General features: G+C 69.4%; 20 protein-coding genes. 9 read left to right on the forward strand and 11 right to left on the reverse strand.

The genetic code is table 11. The features are described 5' to 3' along the window. Positions 1-71: 71 nt before the first annotated feature. The 5 genes from G6O54_RS19990 (at position 72) to G6O54_RS37380 (ending at position 5453) form a co-directional block, all read left to right on the forward strand. Complete coding sequence (locus G6O54_RS19990; RefSeq protein WP_165227432.1) at positions 72-458, forward strand: sigma-70 RNA polymerase sigma factor region 4 domain-containing protein; 387 nt, start codon at positions 72-74, stop codon at positions 456-458. After that, the gene (locus tag G6O54_RS19995; protein WP_165227433.1) at positions 455-2818 is read left to right on the forward strand and encodes a serine/threonine-protein kinase; all 2364 of its coding nucleotides are present in this window, start codon (positions 455-457) and stop codon (positions 2816-2818) included. The genes G6O54_RS19990 and G6O54_RS19995 overlap by 4 nt, the downstream gene beginning before the upstream one ends. Positions 2819-2941: 123 nt before the next feature. Next, a complete protein-coding gene (locus tag G6O54_RS20000; RefSeq protein WP_165227434.1) occupies positions 2942-3658 on the forward strand; it encodes a dioxygenase family protein in 717 nt (238 codons plus the stop codon). Between the two features lie 109 nt (positions 3659-3767). After that, entirely contained in the window at positions 3768-4277 is a 510-nt protein-coding gene (locus tag G6O54_RS20005) for an EF-hand domain-containing protein (protein WP_250846992.1), read from the forward strand. A gap of 393 nt (positions 4278-4670) precedes the next feature. After that, positions 4671-5453, forward strand: a complete 783-nt coding sequence (locus G6O54_RS37380) for a hypothetical protein (RefSeq protein ID WP_205678931.1) — start codon at positions 4671-4673, stop codon at positions 5451-5453. Positions 5454-5497: 44 nt separating this feature from the next. On the opposite strand, the gene G6O54_RS20015 is transcribed toward G6O54_RS37380, so the two are convergent. The 7 genes from G6O54_RS20015 to G6O54_RS20045 form a co-directional block, all read right to left on the reverse strand. Further along, the gene (locus tag G6O54_RS20015) at positions 5498-6472 is read right to left on the reverse strand and encodes a sugar ABC transporter substrate-binding protein (RefSeq protein WP_165227435.1); all 975 of its coding nucleotides are present in this window, start codon (positions 6470-6472) and stop codon (positions 5498-5500) included. A gap of 26 nt (positions 6473-6498) precedes the next feature. Then, positions 6499-6987: a cupin domain-containing protein gene (locus G6O54_RS20020; RefSeq protein WP_165227436.1), complete on the reverse strand. Its 489-nt coding sequence runs from the start codon at positions 6985-6987 to the stop codon at positions 6499-6501. Positions 6988-7088: 101 nt separating this feature from the next. Next, positions 7089-8684, reverse strand: coding sequence for an MFS transporter (locus G6O54_RS20025; protein WP_165227437.1), 1596 nt, complete (start codon positions 8682-8684; stop codon positions 7089-7091). Positions 8685-8829: 145 nt separating this feature from the next. Continuing rightward, complete coding sequence (locus G6O54_RS20030; RefSeq protein ID WP_165227438.1) at positions 8830-10983, reverse strand: CehA/McbA family metallohydrolase domain-containing protein; 2154 nt, start codon at positions 10981-10983, stop codon at positions 8830-8832. Next, the gene (locus G6O54_RS20035) at positions 10980-12476 is read right to left on the reverse strand and encodes an RsmB/NOP family class I SAM-dependent RNA methyltransferase (RefSeq protein WP_165227439.1); all 1497 of its coding nucleotides are present in this window, start codon (positions 12474-12476) and stop codon (positions 10980-10982) included. The genes G6O54_RS20030 and G6O54_RS20035 overlap by 4 nt, the downstream gene beginning before the upstream one ends. A gap of 187 nt (positions 12477-12663) precedes the next feature. Continuing rightward, positions 12664-14580 (reverse strand): dihydroxy-acid dehydratase, encoded by a 1917-nt coding sequence (gene ilvD, locus G6O54_RS20040; RefSeq protein ID WP_250846993.1) that lies wholly within the window; start codon positions 14578-14580, stop codon positions 12664-12666. Positions 14581-14728: 148 nt separating this feature from the next. After that, positions 14729-15325, reverse strand: coding sequence for a hypothetical protein (locus G6O54_RS20045; RefSeq protein ID WP_165227440.1), 597 nt, complete (start codon positions 15323-15325; stop codon positions 14729-14731). Positions 15326-15613: 288 nt separating this feature from the next. Here G6O54_RS20045 and G6O54_RS20050 point away from each other — a divergent pair, with 288 nt between their 5' ends. The 3 genes from G6O54_RS20050 to G6O54_RS20060 are packed head-to-tail and all read left to right on the forward strand — an operon-like array spanning position 15614 to position 20269. Next, a complete protein-coding gene (locus tag G6O54_RS20050; protein ID WP_165227441.1) occupies positions 15614-17941 on the forward strand; it encodes a carboxylesterase family protein in 2328 nt (775 codons plus the stop codon). A gap of 38 nt (positions 17942-17979) precedes the next feature. Continuing rightward, the gene (locus G6O54_RS20055; RefSeq protein WP_165227442.1) at positions 17980-19443 is read left to right on the forward strand and encodes a glycoside hydrolase family 13 protein; all 1464 of its coding nucleotides are present in this window, start codon (positions 17980-17982) and stop codon (positions 19441-19443) included. A 37-nt stretch (positions 19444-19480) separates the two neighbouring features. Next, a complete protein-coding gene (locus G6O54_RS20060; protein ID WP_165227443.1) occupies positions 19481-20269 on the forward strand; it encodes a class I SAM-dependent methyltransferase in 789 nt (262 codons plus the stop codon). A 24-nt stretch (positions 20270-20293) separates the two neighbouring features. Here the strand turns inward: G6O54_RS20060 and G6O54_RS20065 are convergent, their stop codons facing one another. The 3 genes from G6O54_RS20065 to G6O54_RS20075 form a co-directional block, all read right to left on the reverse strand. Beyond that, positions 20294-21478 carry a glycine C-acetyltransferase gene (locus G6O54_RS20065; protein WP_165227444.1) on the reverse strand — a complete coding sequence of 395 codons (1185 nt, stop codon included), beginning with the start codon at positions 21476-21478 and terminating at the stop codon, positions 20294-20296. 205 nt (positions 21479-21683) lie between these two features. Further along, a complete protein-coding gene (gene tdh, locus G6O54_RS20070) occupies positions 21684-22715 on the reverse strand; it encodes an L-threonine 3-dehydrogenase (protein ID WP_165227456.1) in 1032 nt (343 codons plus the stop codon). Between the two features lie 154 nt (positions 22716-22869). After that, positions 22870-23241: a DUF3024 domain-containing protein gene (locus G6O54_RS20075; protein ID WP_165227407.1), complete on the reverse strand. Its 372-nt coding sequence runs from the start codon at positions 23239-23241 to the stop codon at positions 22870-22872. 257 nt (positions 23242-23498) lie between these two features. On the opposite strand from G6O54_RS20075, the gene G6O54_RS20080 reads away from it, so the two are divergent. Further along, positions 23499-23999 carry a DinB family protein gene (locus G6O54_RS20080; RefSeq protein ID WP_165227445.1) on the forward strand — a complete coding sequence of 167 codons (501 nt, stop codon included), beginning with the start codon at positions 23499-23501 and terminating at the stop codon, positions 23997-23999. A gap of 50 nt (positions 24000-24049) precedes the next feature. On the opposite strand, the gene G6O54_RS20085 is transcribed toward G6O54_RS20080, so the two are convergent. Further along, entirely contained in the window at positions 24050-25447 is a 1398-nt protein-coding gene (locus G6O54_RS20085; protein WP_165227446.1) for a zinc ribbon domain-containing protein, read from the reverse strand. Positions 25448-25748 lie beyond the last annotated feature (301 nt).

The following is a 25748-nucleotide window of genomic DNA, read 5'->3' on the forward strand; positions in this document are numbered from 1 at the left end:
CTGTTCCCGGAACGGGCCGGCCGGATACAATTCCCCGGGACGAGGATCATCTTCGGGGCGAGCGACGAGGCATGACCGACCAGTGCGCGGAAATCATGACTCTCGTGGAGGGCGTCCGCGCGGGCGATGAGCACGCGCTCGCGGACCTGCTGGCGGAATACCGCTCCGTGCAGGCGAGCCCGGAGAAGCAGGCCACCCGGATGGCCGATCTCACGTCGCCGAGCCTCGCCATCGAGCGGATGGAGGCCATCGAGCGGGTCCGCCGGGTCCTGGAACGGCTCGAGCCCTTCGACCGCGAGATCCTCGCGCTCGGGCGCTCCGAGGAACGGACCAACCAGCAGGTCGCCTCGACGCTGGACATCAATCCGCCGGCCGCGAGCCAGCGCGACCTGCGGGCCCTCGACCGCCTGAGGCAGGTCCTCGAAGCGGCGGGTGGCCCGGAAGGGGGTGCCGGATGAAACCCGCATCCCTCGGGTTGAAGCCGACCGACGACACCTTGACCGTGGGCCCCTCGTCGTCGGAGGGAGCGTCTTCCGAGAGCTCGGCCCCCGGCCCGTCGTCGGACTCGCAGCGCGCGTTCAATCTCCTCATCGACGAGTTCGCGGAACGTTGTCGCATCGGCGAGGAGCCGTCGATCGAGGACTACGCCGTCAGGCACCCGGAGCACGCGGACCTGATCCGCCGGTTCTTCCCCACGATCGCGCTGATGGAGGGGATCAAGCGGCGCGAGCAGGGCCTGCCGGTCGGGGACCTGACTCGATCGGCGCCGGCACGGCTGGGGGAGTACCGGGTCGTCCGCGAGCTGGGCCAGGGGGGGATGGGGATCGTCTACGAGGCCGTGCAGGAGTCGCTGGGCCGGCCGGTGGCCCTCAAGATCATCCCGCGGATCCATCTCAAGGCCAGCCATCTGAAGCGGTTTCGCCGCGAGGCGGAGGCGGTCGCGCGGCTCCACCACACCAACATCGTCCCCATCTTCGGCATCGGCGAGCACGACGGCCAGCCCTTCTACGTGATGCAGCTCATCCGGGGGACGGCCCTCGACGAGCTCCTGGCGAGGTGGGCCCGCGAGGGGCCGCCCCCCGGCGCCGAGCGCTGGAGGTTCATCGCCAGGATGGGCGTGCAGGCCGCCGGGGCGATCCAGTATGCCCACGAGCAGGGCGTGCTCCATCGCGACATCAAGCCGGCGAACTTCCTCATCGACCAGCAGCAAACGGTCTGGATCACCGACTTCGGCCTGGCCAAGCTGGCCGGCCAGAACGACCTGACCGGCCCGGGGGACATCGTCGGCACCCTCCGCTACCTGGCCCCGGAGGGGCTCCGGGGGCTCGCGGACGCCCGCTCCGACGTCTACGGCCTGGGCCTCACGCTCTACGAGATGCTCACGCTCCGGCCCCCGTTCGGAGACCTCAGCCCCAGCGAGCTGGTGAAGCGGGTCCGGGAGGAGCACCCGGTCCGGCCTCGGAAGCTCGACCCTTCGATCCCCAGGGACCTGGAGACGATCGTCCTGAAGGCGACGGCGAAGGAGCCGGAGCATCGCTACCGATCGGCCGCGGCCCTCGGCGAGGATCTCGCGAACTTCCTGGAAGACCTGCCGATCGCCGCCAGGCGGGCCTCGCCGTTCGAGCGCGCCCGCCGCTGGGCGCGGAGGAATCCGCTGGTATCCCCCCTCGTCGGGGTCGCCTCGGGGCTCCTGATCCTGGCCTCGGCGATCGGCTGGGCGGGCTACGTGAGCACGGGCAAGGCCCTCGAGCAGGCCAGGGCGAATGAGACCCTCTCGCTGGACCTCCTCGACAAGCTCTTCGAGAGGCTGCGGGTCCGATCCATGCTCCTCCCGCCGCCGCCCGGCCGGGCCGCGCGGCACCGGCCCCCGATGCCGCCGGAGGACGTGGAAGCCTCGATGGAACGGACGGATGTCCTCGGTCGGTCGCCCGACCCTCCCCTCGGCTCTCCGCCCCCGTCGCCGATGGTCGGTAAGTCCTCGCAGGGATCGTCCGGATCTCCCAATGACGGCGCGATGATCGAGGAAGTGCTCACCTTCTACGACCGGTTCGCGCGGCAGAACGCCTCGAATAGCGGGCTCAAGGCGGAGGCCGCATGGGCCTATCGTCGGGTGGGTGCCATCCAGGCGAGCCTGGGCAGGCCGGCCGAGGCGGAACAGGCCTTCCGACGGGCCATCTCCATGCTCGAGGAGCTCGTCAAGGAGGCTCCCCATCGGCCCGACCTCCGGATGCGCCTGGTCGAGGCGTCGATCATGTCCAACCCCTGGACGATCGACGACGGCGAGCTCGAGACGCTGGAGGCTCGACTCCGCCGGGCGGCCATTCACGTCGACTCGCTGGATTCGCTCGGGGCCCCGAGCGCGGACGCGGAGATCTCTCGGATCCACGTCCACTCGAAGCTCGGCAGCGTGCTGCGACGGCGTGGGCAGATCGACGAGGCGCGAACGAGCTACAATCGGGCGATCGCGGTGGCGGATCGGATCCTCGCCGCCGATCCCCGGAGTCTCCGCGCACGCGTCGACCGGGGCGATGTCCGCGAGGCCCTCGCCGCCCTGGAGATCCAGGAGGGGCGGCTCGAATCGGCCCGCGTCCTGGTGGACGGCTCCCTGGCCGACCTGAAGATCGCCGCCGAACGATCCGGCGGCGAGATGATCGCCGCCCGCGCGGATGACCTGGCCGAGGACTATTGCAGGCTCGGCCACCTGGTCGCGGCTCGCCGGATCGATGAATGGGCCGCGAAAATTCGGCGTGGCCCTGCCTCGATCGACGAGCCCCGGGGAAAGGACGCTCCCCCCGACGCCGGTCTCCGACCGGAATAGCTGTCCTCTCGCCAGACGGTTCGACGTTATCTATTCCATCGCCCCTGTGACTAACAGTCCTCCGAGAGAATCCCCTTCACTCGATCCTCCTCTCGAACCCTCTCATCAAGGAGCCGCCCGCCCATGTCCAATCCATCACGGCCGAAAACTCCCAGCCGTCGTCATTTCCTGGGTCGAGCGGCGACCGGCATGGCGGGGCTGGCGGGTCTCCGTTGTTTCTTCGACACGCCGGGTGCCTTCGCCGACGAGCTCTTCCGCACGCCGCCGATGACCGAGGGACCGTTCTATCCCGACCATCTCCCCCTCGACACGGACAACGACCTGATCATCCTGGGCGACAACCTCACTCCGGCCGTCGGCGAGATCACCCACCTGACCGGCCGGATCCTGGACCCGCGCGGCAATCCCCTGTCGAACATGACCGTCGAGATCTGGCAGTGCGACGCCAACCAGGTCTACCATCACACGGCCGACCTGAGCACGACCAGGAGCAAGCCGGACAGGAACTTCCAGGGATTCGGCCGGTTCACGACGGGATCGACGGGCGAATACCGCTTCCGGACGATCAAGCCCGTCCCCTACCCCGGCCGCCCCGCCCCTCACATTCACGTGAAGGTCAAGCGCGGGGACCGCGAGGTCCTCGTCAGCCAGATCAACATCGCCGGCCATGGCGGCAACGCCGTGGACCAGGTCGTCCGATCCGTCGGCGGCCCCATCGAGCGCGAGCTGACCATGGCGGATTGGACGCGAGTCGAGGGCTCGAAGCTCGGCGAATGGTCCGCCCGGCACGACCTGATCCTGGGACGGACCCCGGACGAGAAGGCCGGCAACCGGTCCTGATTCGACCCGCGCCGCCATCTTCCACCCCATCGACCCATCGAGGGCATTCATGCGCTTCCTCTCTCGGATCATGATAACATGTGGGCTTTTGTGCGGGTTCGCCGCCACCATGGGCCAGGGCCTTCCGGGCTTCCCCCAGACACCTCCGGAGTCCGCGGAGACCTTCGCGGACCGGATGCTGGGCTTCGACAAGGACAGGGACGGAAAGCTGTCCCGGGCGGAGGTCACCGACACGCGCCTTCACCGCCTCTTCGCGCGGGCCGACGCCGACAAGGATGGGACCGTGACGCGGAAGGAGCTCCTCGATCTCGCCGCGAAGGAGGCGGCGGGCGACCGCGGGAGCTCGCCGGACTCCGGCCCCGGCCCGGGCCCCGGCGGCCCCACGACGATGCCCCGCCCGGGTGAGGTCGTTCCCGCCCCGCTTCGCCAGAGACTCAGGCTCACGGCGGAGCAGGCGAAGCAGCTCGACGAGCTGCAGAAGGAGGTCGATTCGCGACTGGCGAAGATCCTCACGGAGGAGCAAGCGAAGACGCTCCGCCAGATGCGGATGGGTCCCGGCGGGCCCGGCGGGCGAGGAGGCCCGGGCGGTCCCCCTCCCGGCGGGCCACCGCCGGAGTGATCGTCGTGTGTCCCGACACGGGGCCGGCGCGTCGACCGGGCCGGCCTCTTTCGATCCCCGCCAGGAATTCCCTGCCGCCATCGCCGCGGAAGACGCTCCTGAGGCTGAGACCTACCTCCCGGACGACCCACCGCTCCGCGGACCCTTCCGGCGTCGCGATCGATCGCGATCCTTCCGCGGGATTTTGCGCGCGCCGGGCCATGGAAATTCCGTTTCGATGACGGGGCACGAGGCGATGCGGCCGCGATCGGCTTGCCCACGGCCCCGTCACGCCCCTTGAGCGTCGCACCCCCGGATTTTCCATCACCAAAGGTCGCCGCGGATCATCGAGGCGCGGGGTTGATCGCCCGGGGCTTCGGATTCGCGTACGCGCGGCCGCGAAAGGAGCCTCTCTTGAGCCACCGCCGCGGAATCGTCCCCACGTTCCTTGCCGCCCTGAAGCCGAATCGTCGCAGCCCCGTCGCCGTGTTGCGGCGCGCAGCCCCGACGCTCGCCCCGCTGGAGGAGCGGATCGCACTCTCGCATTTCGGGGCCCACGCCCAGGTCGCGTCGCGGGTCGCCGCGGCCCATCGCACGACCACGTCGACGTCCACGACGAGTTCGACGCACACCGGATCGGCCACCCAGAACGCCCAGCTCGCGACCGACCTGAAGCAGCTCCAGACCGACGTCAAGGCCGTCTATTCCGGTTCGTCCGTCACCGACAGCCAGCGGCAGGCGCTCAACAGCGACTTCGCCGCCCTCCGCAACGCGAGCGTGAACGTGGATCGGACGGCCCTCCAGGCGGTGGCGACGACCCTGCTCACGGACATCGCCGATGGGTCCTACGATGCCAATGCGGCGACCATCCAGGCCTCGTTCACCGCGGCCTTCTCCGGCGCCTCGGGCGCCGCGCTCACAACCGATCAGGCCGCGCTGGTGACCACCGCCTACAATGACTTCGTCACCGTCGCGAAGGGCCTGAACGCGACGACCACCGAGCTGACGGCCATCGCCAACGACCAGACGGCCATCCAGACCGACCTGACGAACCTGGGCCGCTCAACCACCAGCTACCCCGGCCAGTCCGCTCAGCTCGACCTGATCCTGGGCGGGCCCGGCGGCGGTTTCGGGCCCGGAGGCGGGTTTCGGCCCGGCGGGCCTCACGGGAGCTTCGGCCACGGTCGCGGCCGTTGACGTCGGGGGGACGGCGCGGACGTCCCGGGACGTCCCTCGGCCCCTCAATAGGCCGGCTTGAATCGATCCACGTTGGCCTTCGTGATCAGACGCAACGGGGTGATCACCTCGGGGTCGGGCTTGTGGCCCTTGAGGTGGGCCGCCAGGGTCTCCATGGCCTTCGCCCCCTGCTCGTACGGGTCCTGGAGGACGGTCGCCCTGAGGCGGCCGTCCTTCACGGCCTCGAAGGCCGTGTGGCTGCCGTCGAAGCCGAAGACGGGGACGTCCTTCCAGCCCTCGCTGCGGATCACCTCCGCGGCGGGGAGCGCCATCTCGTCCGACTGGGCGACGACGGCTCGGATCTCGCCGGGAGAGAACCGGCGGACCAGGTCGGTCATGACCCCCTTGGCCCGGTCCTCCTGGAAGCCGGCGAAGCGGCGGTCGGCGATGACGACCTCGGGGTGGGTCTTGAGGATGGCCATCAGCCCCTCGCTCCGCTTCCGTTGCGGGCTCGAGCCCTCGGTCCCCTCGAGGTAGATGATCTTCCCGCCCTCCGCGCCGAGCGCCTGAACGACCCCTTCACCCTGGAGGATTCCCCCCTCGGAATCGTCCGCCCCGACGTACGAGAGGACGGTGCCGCCGTTGATCCGGCGATTGAGGGCGATGACGGGCACGCCGGCTCGATTGGCCGCCTCGACCGCCGGGACCAGCGCGTCCTCGTCGCGGGGGCAGAGGATCAGGGCCTTGCAGCCGAGGTTGATCAGCGTCTCGACCTGGCCGATCTGCTTGACGTCGTCGTCCTGGCCGTCCCGGACGTCGATCTCGAGGCCGAGCTCCTTCGCCTTATCCTCCAGCCCCTTCTTCTGGGCGAGGAAGAAGGGGTGGCTGAACATCGGCAGCACCGCGCCGATCCGGGCCGACGCGGCGGATGGAGGAGCGCCCCCCCGGCCGGGTCCCGAGTCGCCCGGGCCCCCGCAGCCGGCGGCCCCGAGGAAGACGGCGAGCATGAGGCAGTGAACGGGAGTCCGAGCGGTCCTCATGAATATCCTGGCTCCCCGCGATCGAATCAGTGCGTGGTCCCGCCGCCCTTGGGCAGCCACTTGATGAAGTAGAAGGTCAGCGGCTCCGCGCCGGTGTTGTTGATCCCGTGCGGCACGTTCGGCGTCGAGTACATCACCGAGCCGGGCCCGACCTTCGTGGCCTTGCCGTCGCAGAGGATCTCCCCCACGCCCGAGGCCACGATCAGGACTTCCTCATCCTCGTGGACGTGCGGGGCGTGGGGCGACTTGCCCGGATCGACGACGAATCGGCCGGTGACCAGGGAGGCGGTCCGCGGCGATTCGCCCTCGGTATACAGGCCGATCTGACCGACCGGCTTCCCCTGGTCCTCGTACACCTTCATCGGCACCTGATCCACGGTGATCGTCCGGGAGGTCAGGACGCCCGCCCGCTCGCGGGCGTGGGCCAGCTCGCGATATCCCCAGCCCGTGCCCAGCCCCACGACCAGCGTCGTGAGGAGGACCCTCGTGAAGTCCAGGCGCCGTCGTCGTCGCATGATGCGGCCTCTCGGTGTTCGTGGGGTCGTCCCGACGGCAACATCCTACTCGGCGTCCGGAAGGCGGGGAAGAGACCAGCGCGGGCCCCGATGGTGGGTTCCTAGAGCTCCGAGGCGGCCGCCGCGAAGCCTCCTTCGAGGGACTCTTCCTCGATGGCCTCATCGGCCGTGCCATCGGCCTGCGCGGCCCCGCGGCCGGGCAGGCCCGCGGCGCAGATCAGGGTTCCCAGGCCCAGGGTCGCGATCAGCACGTAGACGGCCGAGAGCGACTGTCCGAGCGCCGCCTGGACGGCCGCGAGGCTCTCCGCCGGGATCGTATGGTGGTCGTCCGGGCGCAGGACCACGGCCACGTCGATGCCCCCGGCCCCGGCGGCGGCGAGGAGCCGGCCGAGCCTCCAGGCCAGGGCCGCGCCGAGCACGCCGACCCCGATCGCGCCACCGATCGTCCGGAAGAAGATGGCCGCCCCGGTCGCCACCCCACGCTGGCCCCACGACACGGCGTGCTGCACCGCCAGGATGAAGCTCAGCGAGGTCAGGCCCATCCCCGTCCCGACCGCCGCCAGCGCCGCCGTGAACGCGAATCGCGTCCAGCGCGGGTCGAGCGAGCCGGCGACCAGCCCGAGCAATCCGAGGCCGATCATCACGGCGCCGATCATGCCGCCGCGGCGGAACCCCCATCGCACCGTCGCCTTCGCGGCGAAGGCGACGCTGATCGCCCACGCCAGGAAGAGGGGTGTCAGTGCCGAGCCCGCCTCGCCCGGGCTCCCCCCGCGCACGCCCTGGATGAACAGCGGGACGAACGTCTCGAGGCCGAAGAGGATGCCGCCGACCAGGAAGTTGCCGACCAGCGACGCCGCGATCACGGGCCGGACCATCAGGTCCATCGGCAGGATCGGATCCTCCGCACGCAGCTCGCGGAAGACGAACCCGACCAGGAGGACCGCCGTCAGGACCCCGAGCAGGAGGTCGGCCCGCAGGCCGAGCGCGGAGCCGTCGAGGACGATCAGCAGGAGGGTCGACAGCCCGGCCGTCAGCAGCCCCGCCCCGGCCCAGTCGATGGGCGCCACGACCCGGCGCTCCACCTTCTCGTGGAGGCAGACCACCAGCATCAGCATCGCCACGGCCGCGAACGGGACGCTCACGAAGAAGACCCAGCGCCAGCTCATCTGCATCGTCAGCCAGCCGCCGATGACCGGCCCGCCGATGCTCGATAGTCCCCAGACCGCGCTGAAGAGGCCCTGGATCCGGGCCCGTTCCCGGAGCGTGAAGAGGTCTCCCAGCAGGGTGAGCACGATCGGGCCGACGGCCCCCGCGCCCAGCCCCTGGAGCGTCCGCATGGCGATGAGTTGCCCCATGGTCTGGGAGGTTCCGGAGAGCATCGAGCCCACCGAGAACATCCCGAGGCCGAAGAGGAGCACCCGCTTGCGGCCGAAGAGGTCGGCGAGCTTGCCGTAGATGGGCGTGCTGACGGTGGAGGCGAGGAGATAGGCCGAGATGACCCACGGATAGATCTCGAACCCGCGAAGCTGGGCGATGATGGTGGGCATGGCCGGCGAGACCACAAGCTGCTCCATCGCCGTGACCATCATCGCGACCATCAGCGCGACCGTCACCTGCCTGCGGCGAGGGATGGGGGCCGGCTCATCCTTGCTTCCCTTGCCGTCATCCCCCGACGCAGCATCAATCTCCCCATCCATTCCTGGCTCCTGCTTGTTCCGGCGCCTCATTCCTCCCGGCGAACCATGAATTCTACCGGTCTCGCCAACCCCGACACCCCGGAACCCATTGGGGCTCGCGCGCCGTCCTCCAGGAAAGGGGGAAGTCCGCGGCTCGGCGGCATGGCTACTCGATCCAGACGGGCTGGGTGAAGGCGCCGTTGCGAGCGATATCCCAGACTTCCAGCCTGGCCCAGCGTCGGCCGGCCAGGCTCAAGGGGACTTCGAGGGTCCGCATCGCGAAGGCGGGCACGTCGGACAGGTCGATCCGTTGCCGGTGAACCGCGTCGCCATCCCCGGAGACGACCTCCGCGAAGGCGAGAGGGAAGGTGCCGCGGACGGTCGCGTGGAGGGCGGCCCTGCCATCCGCGGCGAGCCGAACCGTCGAGCCCGACTCGCCCCCGGAGATCGAGAACTCGGGGACGAGGACCTCCCCGGTCGTCACGAAGAAGCGTCCTCCCCGAAGGGCGTCCAGCAAGGGCGCCCAGCCCTCCTCGAAGCGCGGGACGCGGTCCAGGCGGACGTAATTCACGTTCATGTGGCCGTAGAGCTCATGGGTGTGGTCGAGCTTGAACACGTCCACCTCGCCGAGGACCTGCTTTCGATTTCCCCAGTTCGCCATGTCGTCCAGCAGGTCGAGGACTCGACGGCCCAGGCGGTCGTCCGACAGGTCGGCCGGCATGGCCTTCCAGGCCGCGCCCAGCCACCGATCGGAGGTGAAGAAGTCCTCCTTCCGGAAGATGTCCGGGGTCCAGCTCGAGGCCTTGATCCGCGCGTGGGCGGTCCACGCCAGTCCCCGCTCGGTTTCCAGGAGCCGGAGCATGTCCGCCCGATCGCCGACCCGGTAGAGCTTGCCGAAGTCGGGATGCGGCTCGACGAACGGCTGGCCCGGCGACCGGCTCATGATCCAAGCGACCGGCCGGGGGAAGAGATAAAGCCAGTGGCCCGCGTCGCGGCCCGGCGCGGGGAGTCCCAGGTGCACGTTGGCTTCTTCCCCGGGGATCATCAGGAAACCGTCGCCGGAGAGTCGCCGGCACTCGTCGAACATCGCCCGCAGCTCCTGGAGCCGGCGCGGGCCCGGGTCGCGGGGATGGCCGTCGCCGTGGAACTCGGCCAGGTGGACCATCTCCACCCCCATCTCGCGGAACATCCCCACGCAGTCGGGCACGACCGGCGGCAAACCCCTCGCCTTGCGGTCGAGCGCGGCCATGGCCATGGCCATGTGGAAATGGCTCGTGAACGTGCGGTGGCCCGGGATCGCCGGGAAGCGGTCGCCGTTCGTGAACGCGAGCGTCCGTTCCATGGCGTTTCGCGCATCGCCGGGCGAGATCTGAAGGAACAGGCCGAGCCGTTGGGCCGATCCCGGCGGGGCATTGAACCAGGGGACGTAGGCGCCCCCGCCGCGCTCGGTCTGGCGGATGCCGAACCCGAACCGATCGTCGAGCGAGCGGTGCTTCCGCCCGGCCCAGACCGTCTGCTGGTTGTCCGTGAGGTCGCGGGGGAAGAAGTACTGGTGCGGCGGCGGGAAGCAGGCGACCGATCCGCTCGACCCGGAGAGCACGACGGCCCGATGCCGAACGGCGATCGAGCGATCGGGCTCCGCTCGATTGAGCTCGACCTCCCGGAAGGCCCCCTCGGTGTCGGTCCACGCCAGCCGTTCCCCGGCCGACTCAGGTCCGCCCATCAGGCCGAGATCGTACAGATAGGCCGTCCTCGGCTCGCTCGTCGTGAGCACGGCTTCGAGCTGGACCAGGCCGCAACCGGGCGAGACCGTGATCTGCCACTCGCCGGTGAAGGGACCGGCCGAGAGCTCGCCGATCGCCACGGTCACCCGCGGGCCGTGGCGTCGAACCTCGACCCGCTTGAGGTCGAGTCGCGATCGATACGATCGATGCGGCCGATTGGCGGGCGTGTCGAAGAAGGTGTTGAACACGCTCATGCCCGGCGGCCGTCCGCCCGGCTCCCTCCGGTCGCCGACGACGACGAACGCGGCGGGGTCGACCCCCTCGAGGGGCGTCCTGGTTGCCCCACCGGGCTCGCTGATGACGGACAGCTCGGCGAGGAGCGGTTTACCCGGCCGGCCGTCGATGACGAGCCGGCCGCGCTGGTGGTTGCCGATCGGCCAGAGCATCGTGGTGCGTCCGTCGTCCGCGACGACCTGGGCCGCGCCCCCATCCTCGCCGGGGGGGACGGCCGGAGCGATGGGCTGGGAAGCGGCCGCCGGGGCGAACAGGCCGCACGTCAAGGTGAGCAGCCACCACCTCCGCGATCGTCGGTTCACGTCGCCTCCTCCGCGGGTGCCGCCTGATCCTTCCCAGCCTTCGCGACCTTGACGGGCCGGCTCGTCCGCACGAAGCGGGCGATGAAGCGGGCCTCGCAGTCGTGGAGGTGCGGCCAGATCTGAAGCGTGCCGCCCGTGTTGGCATCCTCCAGGGGGTGCGGGAACGCCTCCAGCCGGAACTCGGGCTGCGACTGGAGGAATGCCGCGACGACCTCGGACGTCTCGGCCAGCGTCACCGTGGGGACCGTGTAGATCAGGATACCCCCGGGCCGGACCGCCGGGGCCGCGGTGGCCAGCATCCGGGTCTGGGCCTCGACCAGGCGCGGGAGGTCCTCCTTGCGGACCGTCCAGCGGACCTCGGGATGGCGTCGCCACGAGCCGACGTCGGAGCTGGGGGGTTCCACGATCACGCCGTCGAACGAGCCGGCCTTGGCGGGCAGGTGGCGGCCGTCCCACGACTTGGCGGCGATGTTCCGCCAGGGGAACTTGCGGAACCGGACGGAGGCGGCGCGGAGACGCGGCTCGTTCTCGTCGGTCGCGACCACGGCCCCCTTGCCCTGCATCAGGCAGCCGAGGTGGAGCGCGACCAGGCCGTTGCCGCCGTGGACGACCCACCAGCGCTCGCCCGGATCGGGGTCGGCCACGCGCCCGACCGCCTGGGAGGCGAGGTCCTCGATGGCGAGCTCCCCCTCCTGAAGGGCCCGCTGGCCGCGGAGGTCCGTGTCCGGATCGAGCTTCGCGGCCGAGGTCCACCGGCGATGAATCCAGGGCTTGAGCCCGGCCTCGCGGAGCTCATTCCAGATGGTCTTCTCGGTCCCTCCGCGGATGCCGACCCAAAGCGGGCAGGGCAACTGGAGGGTGAAGAGGAACGCGAGCCGCTTCCCCTTGGCCGGCGTGTCGCCGGGCGGCACCGGGAGTTGATCGCGGAGCCAGGCGGGGAAGAGGAGCCACGGGTCGGCCGTGACCGGCCGCCCCTGGACCCATCGCTTCAGCGCCTCCGCGCGGGCGGTCCAGTTCGGGGCGTCGCCCGCGGCCATCATGGCGGTGCGGGGTATGCCGGCCTTCTCGGCCCAGATCCGCGCCGAGCCGTCGATCTCGGTGGAATCCAGCGCCGAGGCCAGCGCGAGCTGCTCCTCCACCTGCACCAGCCGGAGGGGTTCGATCCAGCCCCACCAGCGCAGCAGGGCGGAGATCGACCGGGTGGCGACCCGCCGATGGCTCCACGAGGTCTCCTTGCGTCCCTCGAGCGCCGCGGCCAGCGCCGGCTCGAGCCGCTTGCCCGAGTCGAGGACGGCCTTCATGACCTTCGGCGTGAGCGAGGCGGTCAGGGCGGCGACCGCGGCGTAGGACTTGATCCGGGGGACGCCGAGCTTGCCGGGTCCGGCCGGGTCCTTCGCGGCGAGACCCGGCCGGGCCGGGAGGCGGGCCGGGTCCGACTTCCTCGGCGACTCCCTGGCCGGCTCGGGCTTCCCCGGGAGCGTCGGCCGTTCCACGCGATACCCCTTCGGCCGCTGCGAGGGCGGCGGCAACGAGGGGCGCGCCACCGGCGCAGCGACGTCGGGACTCGGGGTCTGTCGGGAGCGTTTGCGAGCCATCCGGGGGGAGCCTCAGGGACGAAGCCAGGTGGGATTCGGGCGGGTGAGTCGCGACGTCGCCCTCACCCCTTGGCGGGCCGGCGGCTCAATCCCATTTCAGGATCGCGCCGGTGTCGGCGCTGGTGGCCATCTTCGCGTAGCGGGCCAGCCAGCCGGTCTTGAACGGGTTGGGCCGCGGGGTCCAGCTCTCGAGGCGGGCGGCGAGCTCCTCATCGGAGAGGCGGACGGAGAGCTTGCCGGCGGGGATGTCGATCTCGATGAGGTCGCCGTCGCGGATCAGGCCGATCGGTCCCCCCACGGCGGCCTCGGGGCTGACGTGACCGATCGAGGCCCCCGCGCTGCCGCCGGAAAAGCGGCCGTCGGTGACGAGCGCGCACTTGTCGTCCAGGCCCACGGCCTTGATGGCCGTCGTGGGGGCGAGCATCTCCTGCATGCCCGGCCCGCCCTTCGGCCCTTCATTGCGGACGACGATCACGTCGCCGGCCTTCACCTTGCCGAAGACGATGCCGTTGTAGGCGTCGATCTCGCTCTCGAAGATCACGGCGGGTCCCGAGTGCTTGTACATCGACTTGCTGACGCCGGCCGTCTTGACCACGGCCCCCTTGGGGGCGAGGTTCCCGGAGAGCATCGTCAGCCCCCCCGTCTGCGAGTAGGCCCGGTCCGTCGGCCGGATGACGTCGAAGGGATCGAAGCCGTCGCCGGAGCCTTGCCCGTCACCATTCCCGCCGGATCCGTCGAGCGGCCCGGGTTCCACGCCCTCCCCCTCCGCGTCGAGCAGCGCCAGGCCGGCCGCCTGCGACCGCGACTCGGCGGCGACGCTCGGGACGGTCCACGCCTGGCTGGTCCGCTCGCCGCCGGGGCGGACCTGGGCCCAGGTCCGGGCCGCGGTGACGGCGGTCGCTTGCCGCACGTCGTAATCCGCGATGTTCTCGCCCAGGCTCTTGCCGGTGACCGTGCGGCAGGAGAGGTCCAGGAGCCCGGGGCAGCCGCGGGCGACCTCGCCCAGGATGGTGTGGATCCCGCCCGCGCGGGCCACGTCCTCGATGTGGTAATGGCTCGAGGGGCTCACCTTGCAGATATTGGGCGTCTTCTTGCTCAGCTCGTCGATCCGCTCCAGCGAGAAGGGCACGCCGGCCTCGTGGGCGATGGCCAGGATGTGGAGGACCGTGTTGGTGCTGCCCCCCATGGCCATGTCCAGGACCATGGCGTTGTCGAAGGCCGCCGCCGTGGCGATCTCGCGCGGGAGCAGGCCGTGACCCTCCCCCTTGCGGCCGAACTCGACGGCGAGCTCGACGACCCGCTTCGCCGCCCGCTCGAAGAGCAGCTTGCGATCGGCCGAGGTCGCCAGGATCGTGCCGTTGCCGGGGAGCGCCATGCCGATGGCCTCGGCCAGGCAGTTCATGCTGTTGGCCGTGAACATCCCCGAGCAACTGCCGCAGGTCGGGCAGGCGACCTGCTCGATCTCGAGCAGCTCCTCCTCGGTGATCTTGCCGTTCGCCTTTTGGGCGCCCGCCACGAAGGCGTCGATCAGGTCCACGGTCTTGCCGCTGGCCGTCTTGCCGGCCTCCATGGGGCCGCCGGAGACGAAGACCGTGGGGATGTTCACCCGCATCGCGCCCATGAACATGCCGGGGACGATCTTGTCGCAGTTGGGGATGCAGATCATCCCGTCGAACATGTGCCCCTGGATCATGGTCTCGACGCTGTCGGCGATCAGCTCGCGGGAGGGGAGCGAGTACTTCATCCCCGCGTGCCCCATGGCGATGCCGTCGTCGACGCCGATCGTGTTGAACAGGAACGGGACGCCCCCCGCGGCGCGGATGCACTCCTTGACGTAGTTCCCCACGGCTTGGAGGTGGACGTGGCCCGGGATGATGTCCACGTGGCTGTTGCAGACGGCGATGAAGGGCTTGTTCCAGTCCTGCTCGGTCACGCCGGTCGCGCGGAGCAGGCTGCGATGGGCGGCGCGTGCGTCACCCTTCTTGATCGTGTCGGAACGCATGGAGGACCTCGATTTCGGTGGCACGAAGCGATGGACGACCATCGTAGCAGATGGAGGACCCCGCGTTCCACCCGCGATGGCGACGGCCGGGGACCGAATGAAATGGCCTTGCCATGCGTCCTGGACATCGAGCGGCGATAACTTGTGGTCACCGCCAGATGAAGTGTCCCATCAGGAGCCCCGCGATGAACGCCATCGGCACGGCCATCAGCACCAGGAGCGACCAGGCCAGGACGGTCGCCGGCTGGAGGACGACCTCGCGAACGGGCGGGTAGTCCGGATCTTGCCGCCGGAGGGAGGGCGAATCGATCGCGATCGAAGGCAAGGCGGCGACCAGGACCTCGTCCACCGGTGCGAGCTCGGGGGGGACCGGGACGGGGATCTCGAACCGGAGAGGCTCCTCGGCGGAACGTCCGTCCCGCTCCCGGCGGGGGCCTCCCGGGGCCTCGGCGGCCGCGGGAGAAGGCTCGGGAGACGTGACGATGAGGTTGGCGAACTCGCCTTCCGCCCGGATGTCCTCGGGCCGGATCGACGCCAGGTCGTCGGGGATCGCCGCGACGATCTGGTCCATGAGCGACGGCTCGGCCCCGCCCCGGGCCTCGGGGGCGGGGGCATCGTCGGGCTCGGGGACCACGAGCTCGGTCTTGCATCGGGGGCATTCGACGGCGGTCCCCACCTTCCGCGAGGAGGCGCCGATCAACTGCTTGCAGCGATAGCAACGGAACCTGAGCGTCGTCTCCGCCATGGTCGTGGTCCTGGTGGCCGGGCGTCGGGAGGACCTTTCCGGTCCCGTGGATCCCAGGTTACGCGTCGGATGCCGGGCACGCCACACCCCCGCCCCGCACTCCGAGGGCCGCGGGATGTCTCGGCGAATTGGCCTGCAATGGCCGCGAGTTCGAAGTGTAGACTGTTTCAGCGAGAGGGAACCGAGAGCACCCGCGACAACCCGCACGACCCACCGAGTCAAGTCGAGTCGTGCGCCGGCCGTCGAGGACGTGCGAGGGGACGAGACGTCCCGGAGGAGGGGAAGCCCGTGCGAGACAGATTCAGGCCCGGACAGTCGGCGGCCCTGGCGGCGGCCCTCCTCGGCGGACTGAGCTTCCAGATCGCCGCCAGCGGCCGCGCCGACACGATCTATCTCAAGAACGGGATCGTCTACCGGAGCCAGGGGGCGCCCGACAAGGACAACACCCTCGTCTTCCTCTGGGACGGGCTCAAGAAGACGGTCCTCCGGGACTCGCGGATCGACCACATCGTCGGCGACAATGCGTTCCGGACCGGCGAGAAGTTCACGCTCGTCCAGCCGCTGAGCGTCCACGCCGGGGCCATGCCCAAGAACGTGACGAGCATCCAGGCCGGCGCCTGGAACGAGCGCGGGCGGCGGGACTTCCGGTTCCAGGCCTCGCCGACGAGCCGGCCGGTCGCCATGGAACAGGCGATCATCGAGATCGGTCCCCACGTGTCGCGGTTTCGGGGGGTGGACAACTTCTGGCTCGGCCAGGTCGCCACGTCCCAGGTCCCGCGGGAAGTCGTCACCGGGCTGCTCAACAAGGTCGAGCAGACCAACCAGGCGGAGCGCGAGCGCGTCGTCCGCTTCTTCATGGATGCCGGCTGGTATCCCGAGGCCAAGGCCGAGCTCGACAAGCTCGTCAAGGAGTTCCCCAAGACCGACCTGGCGGAACGGGCCTCCGGCGCCAAGACGTTCATGATCCAGGCCGAGGCGACGCAGCGGCGATCCGACGTCGAGACGCGGAAGAAGGCCCAGCAGCCGAAACGGGCGGCGGCGCTGCTCCGGACCTTCACGGACAAGGCGATCGGCACCGAGCTCCTGCTGGAGGTCCGGGACCTGATCCGCCAGGACGACGACCAACGCGCCGCCGATCAGTCGATCGCCGCCGAGATCAACCGCCTGGAGTCGAAGCTGCCGATCGTGGATCGGGGGACCTGGCGGAAGCGGGTGATCGAGGTCAACCGAGCCCTCGACCAGGCGCCGGACGCCGTCCGCGACCGTTTCCTGGCCTGGCGGAAGGCGAAGGCGGCCGCGAGCTCGACCGATGCGGAGCTGTTCGCCCTGGCCCTGTCGGGATTCGTCGCCGGCAGCGACATGGCCGGCCCCGACCTGAAGGCGGCGGATGTCCTCTGGAAGGCCCGCGACCTGATCCGGGACTACCTGGGCTCCGCCGACGCGGCGTCGCGCGAGGGGATCGTCGCCAGGCTCGAGGACCTGGACTGGCCGGCCTCGGAGGGCGCGGCCGAGGGCTATCGAAAGCTCGAGCTGGCCACCCGGATCGTCCAGCTCATGCCGCCGCCGCTCTACAACCCCTCCGCCGAGGCGGAGAAGCGGATCGGCCACAAGATCGAGGCCGGCGAGGACCAGGAGCCCACCGAGTACACGATCGTCCTGCCCCCGGAGTATCATCCGCTCCGCTCCTACCCGACGCTCGTCGTGCTCCATTCTGGCACCGGCCCCAAGTCGGCGGTCGACGCCTGGACGGCGGAGGCGGCCCGGCGCGGATACATCCTGCTGGTGCCGGAGTATGCGACGGCCGGAGAGTCCTCGGAGTACCAGTTCTCGCCCGCCGAGCATGCGGCCGTCGAGATCGCGTTGCGGGACGCCCGCAAGCGATACGCCGTGGACAGCGACCGGGTCTTCGTGGCCGGGCAGCTCCAGGGCGGGACGATGGCCTGGGACGTCGCGCTCGGGCATCCAGACCTGTTCGCGGGCGTCGCGGTACTCTCCGGCTTCCCGGCGAAGTATGTGCCGCGCTACCTGCCGCACCACGAGCGTCTCCCCCTCTACTTCGCGATCGGCGACCTCGCGCCGGCCGCCAACGAGATCGTCTTCGGCAACTACCTGAAGCCGCTGATCCTCAAGGCCTGGGACGTGACCTACTCCGAGTACGTCCACCGGGGCCTGGAGGAACTGCCCGAGGAGATCCCGGCCATCCTCGACTGGACCGATCGGCACCGCCGCGATCCGTATCCCAAGTCGTTCGACGTGGCGAGCGCCCGGTCCTGCGACAACCGCTTCTACGGCGCGGTCATCCGCGACTTCGCCGCGGGGAGATCGACGGCGCCGGAGGCGGTTGAGATGCTCGGCCAGAACCTCAGCCCCGCGACCATCAAGTACAAGACGAGCGCCGTCGGCAACCTCGTGAACGTCCGCGCCGCGGGGGTCACGCGGATCGACATCTGGGTGAGCCCCCGCATCATCGACTTCAAGCGGAAGATCGAAGTCCGCCTCAACGACAAGGCGCGGGTCAAGGGGACGGTCAAGCTGACCCTCGACCCGTTCCTGGAGGACCTGCGGATCCGCGGAGACCGCCAGCAGATCTACTGGCTCAAGGTCGCCGTCGGCTGAGCGTCTTCCCCGGCATCCGCGATGGGAGTATCCGACTCGTGCAGCCTGAGACACCGGAATGGGTCCGCGACGCCGTCTTCTACCAGATCTTCCCGGATCGATTCGCCCGCAGCGTTGCGGTCCCCAAGCCGGGTCACCTCGACGAATGGGGCGCCCCGCCGACCTACCACGGCTACCAGGGCGGTGACCTGATCGGGGTCATCGAGCACCTGGATTACCTCCAGGACCTGGGCGTCAACGCCGTCTACTTCACCCCCATCTTCCAGTCCGCCTCCAACCACCGCTACCACACCCACGACTACGAGAAGGTCGATCCGATGCTGGGCGGGAACGCCGCCCTCGACCGGCTGCTGAAGGAGGCCCATGCGCGGAATATCCGCGTCGTCCTGGACGGGGTCTTCAACCACGCCAGCCGGGGGTTCTTCCCGTTCCACGACATCATGGAGAACGGCCCCAACTCCGCCTACCTGGATTGGTTCCACATCAAGGGGTTCCCGCTCAACGCCTACGACACGGAGAAGCGGCCGAACTACGGGGCCTGGTGGAACCTGCCGGCGCTGCCGAAGTTCAACACCGGAAGCCCGGCCGTCCGCGAATTCCTCTGGGGGATCGGCCGCCACTGGATCGACCGGGGCATCGACGGCTGGCGGCTGGACGTCGCCAACGAGATCGACGACGACTCATTCTGGCGCGAGTTCCGCCGACGGATCCGGGCCGGGAACCCGGAGGCGTACATCGTCGGCGAGGTCTGGACCGACTCCCAGCGGTGGCTCCAGGGGGACATGTGGGACGCGGTCATGAACTACCAGATCACGAAGGCCTGCGTCGCCTTCTTCATCGGCGAACGGGTCGATGAAAAGGAGCTACGGCCGACAAGCCTCTATCCCGCCGGGCCGCCGGGCGCGGAGGCCTTTCGGGCGTCGATCGAGCGGCTCCGAGGGCTCTACGCCCCGGAGATCAACGCCGTGATGCTGAACTTGCTGAGCAGCCACGACATGGCCCGGTTCGTCACGCTGGCGCAGGGCGACGTCTCGGCCCTGAAGCTGGCGACCACCTTCCAGATGACCTATCCGGGCGCGCCGTCGATCTACTATGGGGACGAGATCGGCATGAGCGGCGGCCACGACCCGTTCAATCGGGGCGCCTTCCCGTGGCACCGCACGGACACCTGGGACACGGACCTGCTCCACGAGTTCCAGCGCCTGATCGCGCTCCGTCACGCGCGTCCCGCCCTGCGGCGGGGTAGCTACCGGATCCTCCACGCGGAGGGGGACCTGTTCGTCCACGCCCGGCAGCTCGATGGCGAGGCCGTGGTGGTCGCGTTCAACGCGTCGACGCGTCACCAGAGGCTCTCGGTCCCCGCCGGCAGCCTCGTCGCCGAGGGCACGCCCTTCGAGGCGCCCGGCAGGCCCGGCGTGACCTGCAAGGTCGAGCAGGGCGCCCTCCACCTGGACCTGACGCCTCGATCCGCCGTCATCCTGGCGACGCCGCCGCCGGGCTGACGCCCTCGCGCACCGCCCGGCCGCGGGAGTCCCTGCCATGCCGATCGAACGCATACCGCCCGCGTGGAGGATGCCGGAGGGGGTGAACGTCTCCCTCTGGGAGTATCTCCACACGCCCAGGCTGGCCGTGGAGGAGGATGCCTACTTCGCCGGACATCCCCTCTTCGAGGCCGACATGCGGATCCTCGACGGCCGGCTCGACATCCCCGGACGGCTCATCGACCTGGGCTGCGGCTCCGGCCGGCATGCCCTCCGGTTCGCCGGCCGCGGATTCGACGTGACCGCGGTCGACCTGTCCCGTCCCATGCTCGAGATCGTGCAGCGAAAGGCCGAGGACCTGGGCGTGGAGCTGCAAGCCGTCCGCGCCAACCTCTGCCGCCTGGCCTGCTTCCCCGACGCGACGTTCGACGTCGCCCTGTCGATGTTCAGCACCCTGGGCATGATCCGGGGCAAGGCCGCGCGGCGGCGTGCGATGCACGAGGCGGCCCGGATCCTGCGGCCCGGGGGACGGCTCGCGATCCACGTCCACAACCTGTGGCTCAATCTCCGCGATCCCCAGGGGCGGTCCTGGCTGATCTCCCAGCTCATCGATACCCTGCGAGGCCGATCCGAGCTGGGCGATAGACGGATGACCTACCGCGGCATCCCGGGGATGGAGGTGCACCTCTATCGCTGGGGCGAGCTCCGTCGGGAGCTCCGCCTCGCCGGCTTCCGGATCGACGAGGTCATCCCGCTCGAGGACGTATCCTATCGCGAGATCGAACGCCCCTGGCTGATGCCGAGCATCCGGGCCGGAGGTTGGATCGTCTTCGCGCGGAAGGCCTAACGATCGAGGGACCGCGCGGGGCGATCAGGCTTCCAGGTCCGCCCGAGCCGCGGTGAACGACTCGATGGCGAATTCCAGGTCCTCCCGCGAATGGGCGGCGGAGACCTGGACGCGGACGCGGGCCTTGCCGTGGGGGACTACCGGATACGAGAAGCCGATGGCGTAGACCCCGCGCTCCAGCAGCTTCTCCGCGAACTTCCCCGCCAACGCGGCGTCGCCGATCATGATCGGCGTGATCGGATGCTCGCCCGGGATGATGTTGAACTTGCGGCGGGTCATCTCCTCGCGGAAGAAGCGGGTGTTCTGCTCGAGCCGATCGCGCAGCTCGGTCGACCGCCGGCAGATCTCGATGGCCTTCATCGAGGCCTCCAGGATCGGGGGCGCGACCGCGTTCGAGAAGAGGTACGGCCGCGAACGCTGGCGGAGCAGGCCGATGACCTCGGCCGGCCCGCTCGTGTAGCCGCCGCTGGCCCCGCCGAGCGCCTTGCCGAGGGTCCCGGTGAGGATGTCCACCCGCCCCATGACCCCGCAGTGCTCGTGAGTCCCGCGACCGTGCTTGCCCATGAACCCGACCGCGTGAGAATCGTCCACCATCACGATCGCGTCGTGCTTCTCCGCCAGGTCGCAGATCCCGGCGAGGTTCGCGATGATCCCATCCATCGAGAAGACGCCGTCGGTGGCGATCAGGCGGAACCGCGCCGGGGCCGCCTCCTTCAGCTTCGCCTCGAGGTCGGCGAGGTCATTGTTTCGATACCGCAGCCGCTTCGCCTTGCAGAGGCGGATCCCGTCGATGATCGAGGCGTGATTCAGCTCGTCGGAGATGACCGCGTCGTCCGGCCCGAGTATCGTCTCGAACAGGCCGCCGTTGGCGTCCCAGCAGGAGGAGTAGAGGATCGTGTCCTCGGTCCCCAGGAACGACGAGATGGCGGCCTCCAGCTCCTTGTGCGGCTCCTGGGTGCCGCAGATGAACCGGACCGACGCCATGCCGTTGCCCCAACGGTCGAGGGCCCCGCGAGCGGCCGCGACGACCTCGGGATGATCCGCCAGCCCCAGGTAATTGTTCGCGCACATGTTCAGGACATCATTGCGGCCCTTGACGCCGACGTGGGCCCGCTGGGGCGTCGTGATCACGCGCTCGCCCTTCCAGAGCCCCGCCCCCTTGATCTCGTCGAGCTGGCCCTGCAGATGGCCTTTCAGCGTCCCGTACATCGAGTTCTCCAAGATTCCAGTGGCTGTGAAAAGGGGATTCGGAATTGGGGCGAGGGGCGAGGGACGAGGGGCGAGGAGGACGGGGGGATCGTCATGGGTTTGACGGGGCCCAGGACGGATGCGGGGCGGTTGACGGCACGGACGATTTTCCGACCGTTCCTTCCGTCCTCCTCGCCCCTCGCCCCTTCTCCGAAGCCCCCGTTCCTCAGCCTTCGTTCCAGGTCAGGACGACCTTCCCGGATTGGCCGGAACGCATGACGTCGAATCCCTTCTGGAAGTCCTCGAAGGAGAAGCGGTGGGTGATCACCGGCGCGATGTCGAGGCCGGACTGGAGCATCACGGTCATCTTGTACCAGGTCTCGTACATCTCGCGGCCGTAGATGCCCTTGATGGTGAGCATGTTGAAGACCACGGTGTGCCAGTTGATCGAGATGTCCTGGGTGGGGATGCCCAGCATGGCGATCTTGCCGCCGTGGCACATGTTCGCCAGCAGGTCGCGGAAGGCGGCCGGATTGCCCGACATCTCGAGCCCGACGTCGAACCCCTCCTTCATGCCGAGCCGCTCCTGGGCGGCGGCGATGGAGTGTTCGCGGACGTCGACGGCGAGCGTCGCGCCGAGCTTCCGGGCCAGCTCCAGGCGATACGGGTTGACGTCGGTCACCACGACGTGGCGGGCCCCGGCATGCTTCACGATGGCCGCCGCCATCACGCCGATCGGCCCCGCCCCGGTGATCAGCACGTCCTCGCCGAGCACGTCGAACTGGAGCGCCGTGTGGACCGCGTTGCCGAACGGGTCGAAGATCGACTGCACGTCCCGCGGGATGTGGGGGTCGTGCACCCACACGTTGGTCATCGGCAGCGCCAGGAATTCGGCGAACGCCCCGGGCCGGTTGACGCCGACGCCCTTCGTGTCCTTGCAGAGGTGCCGCCGCCCGGCCAGGCAGTTCCGGCACCGACCGCAGACCACGTGCCCCTCGCCGCTGACGATCTCGCCGACGTGGAAGTCCGTGACGTTCGACCCGACCTCGACGATCTCGCCGACGAATTCGTGCCCGACCACCATGGGGACCGGGATCGTTTTCTGCGCCCAGGCATCCCACTCGTAGATGTGCACATCCGTACCGCAAATGCCGGTCCGGAGGATCTTGATCAGCACATCGTTGATCCCGATCCGCGGGACGGGGACTCGCTCGAGCCACAGACCGGGCCTGGCTTCCTTCTTCACCAGGGCCTGCATTGTTTCCATCTTCTCCAACCTCTTGCCCAGACGTCGCGAACGGACCGGCACGATGGGAGCATCGCGCACCATCCTCAGAGCGTACCGACCCGGAGATGGCCGTGCAATGAGACCCGTGGGCGTGACGACCGGGACGATCCTCCGCCTGGACTCGTCATCGCCAGAAGCAATCGACGGGATCTCGGGCGATGTATTCGAGGGCCTCGTTCAGGGGGAGGATGACCCCTCCCAGCTCCCCGATGGGCAACCACCGCTCCCGGAAGGGGTGCCAGTAGAGGATCTCGAAGGTCTTCCCCGAGTCCCGCGACCGCAGTCGCGCCACCGGCTGTTCCTGGTCGACGCGGAAGAGGGAGTAGCCGTGCGCATCCTTGCGGACGGCGACGCCTCCACCACGCTCCGCGTTGAACGCCTCGATCCGGCTCAGCGTGAAGTCGAGGACGACGGCAACTCCCGATTTGTCACGGGGCTTTCCTCCCGCCGGAGAACGTCGAGCGGCGCGTCCAGGTGCAGGCTTGTTGGAACTCATGGATGGCCTCCAGGTTCCCCGCGAGGCCGGGCGGCGGTCGATCACCGGCGGCACGCGGGGCCAGATCGGCCATCATAACCGAACAGCCCGGCCCCGAAACCAGGTCATCTGGAGGTCGAGAGGGCGGACCAAGTGGGGTTGCATCGGGGCGTCCGCTCGCGGAACCTGGGAAGTCGACGGTCCGCCCGAATGGCGGCTCCGATGGAAGACGGTCGCCGGGCCGATTGCCCCGTTGCGCTTGCAGGGAGAAATGGAAGATGACGCCGGACAAGTCCCTCCTCACCGTGCTCGATGACGTGCGAGCCAAGACCCTCAGCGAGCTGAAGAACCTGGACGACGTCCATGCCCGCTGGACGCCGCCGGGCCTCAGGAACTCCTGCCTCTGGCACGCCGGCCACGCCTACTTCGTCACCGAGTTCCTCACCATGAAGGCGCTGGGGAAGGAACCGAAGCTCCCCGCGGGCTGGCTCCAGATGTTTAGCTGGGAGAGTAACCCCGCGCACACGGCGCCGGAGACCTGGCCGCCCCTCGATGACGTCCGCGAGGCCCTCATCGAGCAGCAGGCCCGGCTCCACGAGCTCTGCGCGAGCCTCTCGCCGGAGGCCCTCGACGCGCCGGACGCGGGGAATCCATCCCGGACCGTCCGGTTTGCAATCCTCCACGGCCTCCACGACGAGGCCCGCCATAGCGGCGAGATCAGCCTGCTCCGGAAGATGATGCTCCGGACCTTCGTGGTGCCCGTCCCGACCCTGGGCTGAGTCCCTTCCGGCGGGAACTGCGGGAGGCCTGGCCGAGGTCCGACGGCGGATCAGGGGACCCGGAGCTGGATGTCGCGGAATGCGGCCTTGAACGGCCTCGATGCCGTGTTCACCGCGGCGATCCCGACATCCACCTTCCGGGCCGGGAAGTCCATGGGGGGCCAGGTCGCCCAGCTCACGTTGTCCGTGCTGATCCCGGTGAGGAGCTTCCCGCCCCGTCGCTCCAGAAACAGATGATAGGTCGCGTCGGCGGCGGTGCTGCGCTCTTCCTCCGTCGGCGGCGAGTCGCCAATTTGCAGGGAGGCCAGGAAATACGTGTTGAGGATGCCGTTTCGTTCGAATGAGGCACGCTCCAGCCGGATCGATCGGCCGTCATCCCCCACGGCGTATAGCCCCGCCCCGTTGTAGGCCACGCTGGAATGCTCGGCCGGAGGGTCCCGGGGGGGCTCATAGGCCGGCACGGTCACCTTCACGAAGAAATCCCCTTCCAGCGAACGAAACTGCCGAGGGGCGAAGCGAGTCTCCCCGGGACGTCGGACCAGGTCGTGGAACGTCCCCGGAACCTCGATCTCCGCGGAGGCTCCATCGACGACGATCCGGCAATCGCCGACGGGGTCGATCGTCCGGTCGAGCGGCCCCAGCACCGTCCGGTAGTCGGCACCTTCGGGTCGTCCGTAAGGGCCGGCCGGCTCGAACGTGAAGGCCCGGTGTTCGCGACCGGCCGATTCGGGAGGCTGAGGGATCAGAGTGCCGGGGGCGTCCAGCGAGGACTCCGCCTTCAACGGCCGCGAGCCAGGCTCCTGGACGGGGAACTTGGCGGGCGGATTCCGAGGCGCAGGGGCCATGACGACCCGGGGCGCGGTCGGGGATTTCTCGCCGGGCATGTTTTTCAGCAAGTACACCACGGCCCCCAGGATGATCGCGTTGCTGATCAGCCCGATGGCCAGGACGCTGGCGTATCGAACGGCGAGCGGCCAACGGGCCTGCCGGCAGATCGCCAGGTTGACCGTCACCAGCAACCCCGCGAGGCCCCCGCCGATGCCCCCGCCCAAAGCACCGCCGATCGCCACCAGGCCGAGCGCACCGACCGCCGGGAGGAAGCTAAGGCCCTTCGCGACGGGCGAGAGGGGCGCCGGCTGCTCGAGCTCGGGCGAGGGACTCGGTCGACGAACCGGCCCACCCGAGAGCGGCACCGTCTCGCCGACCTCCCATTGCTTGCCCGTCCGGCTGCCCGCGGCCGAACCTCGCGGCGCCGGGGACGCCGCCTCGCGGACCGACTGCGCCTGCCCCGGCGGCTTGCGTGCGGGACCGGCCGTCGATTCTGCCGCGGTTGATCCCCCTCCCACGACGAAGACCGCGCCGCAGGACCGGCACCGAATCTTCCTCCCCCTCCACTCCTCCGAAACCTTGAGGCGGGACTCGCACTGCGGGCAGGCAATGGCACCCATGACGCGACCTCGTCCTGTCCGAGGAATCAAGGACCTCTGCTTTATTGATATACCCCCGCATGAATTGATGCGTCAAGAACATCGGCTCGCCCCAATTCTGGATATTGAGATCCATTTTTCCTTTTGTTAGATTCGTGATCGTGGAACGATGAGGACGGACACCGGCGGCCGACGGTGCTCCGGCCGTCACGTTTCTCGAAACGTCTTTTTGCGCTGGCTCTTGCGGCGGGCAGGCGTCATAATCATGAACGGATATAGGCCGACTCCAAGACACACCAGGTTGGTCGCGCGATCTCGAGTC

It is taken from the genome of Aquisphaera insulae (assembly GCF_011064615.1).
In the GTDB taxonomy this organism is placed as follows: Bacteria; Planctomycetota; Planctomycetia; order Isosphaerales; family Isosphaeraceae; genus Aquisphaera; species Aquisphaera insulae.